This is a genomic window from Vibrio sp. 378 (assembly GCF_033339435.1).
Genome location: NZ_JAWOUO010000295.1, coordinates 1 through 866, shown reverse-complemented (window position 1 = coordinate 866; position 866 = coordinate 1). Strand labels below are relative to the sequence as shown.

The following is an 866-nucleotide window of genomic DNA, read 5'->3' as shown; positions in this document are numbered from 1 at the left end:
TAGCATGCGCGCAAACAGCAGTAAGCTCTCTATAGCGAAGAACAATTACATGATCGCAGGGATCTTAGTATTCATGCTGTCTACGGCTGTCATACACCTAGGCATGACCTACTTCCTTGGGGATTTCTCACTAACGTGGCTGCCACCAGCGTTATCCATCAGTGAAATGCTGTTTGTTGGTTACGCGCTGCTTACATCAAGATTCTACAGCGCCAAATACCTTGCTTATCTGACGATCAGTGTGCTTTTTGTGTGCACCATTTTCGTCCTGCCATTAGGTGCGGTATTTATTCCAATGTCTGAAGACAATCAATGGCTCATCTCAATTCCGATTTGCGCCTTGATTGGCATCACCTGGCACTTGGTCTACAAACGCGTTAGCCGAATCGCATCGTTCTTTATATACGGCAATCGACAAACACCAGTTCAGCAGATCTTAGCGTTAGAAGAAGAGTTTAAGCGCTCAATCGACGATGCCGTGCATCAGTTGAGCACATTACTCAACATACCCAATGACAAGCTTCAACTCGTAACCAGTAACTACACCGAAACCTTCTACGAAGATTATTTACACAGCAATGATTCGGTTTTGGTGCTCGACGAACTCTCTGAAAGGCTCGACGAAAAACCGTCTTCAAAAGGTTCAATCAAAGCTCTGTATGAACGCATGAGATCGAGTAACACGGCACTTGTTATGCCACTGTTTGGCCGTGAAAAGTCGGTTTCACATTTGCTGATTTCTTCACACAAAAGCGATAACAAACTGTTTTCGAACGAAGAGATTTCAGCACTACAAACATTGTTGATCCGCGTACAAAATACGATTGAGTCTGATAGGAAGATTCGTCAAAGCCGCGCGTTGGCCA

At 44.7% G+C, this 866-nt stretch carries 1 pseudogene; it reads left to right on the top strand.

Features of this window, described 5'->3' with window-relative positions:
- Positions 1–866, top strand: a pseudogene (locus R7Q48_RS25805) (hybrid sensor histidine kinase/response regulator); the annotation flags it as partial.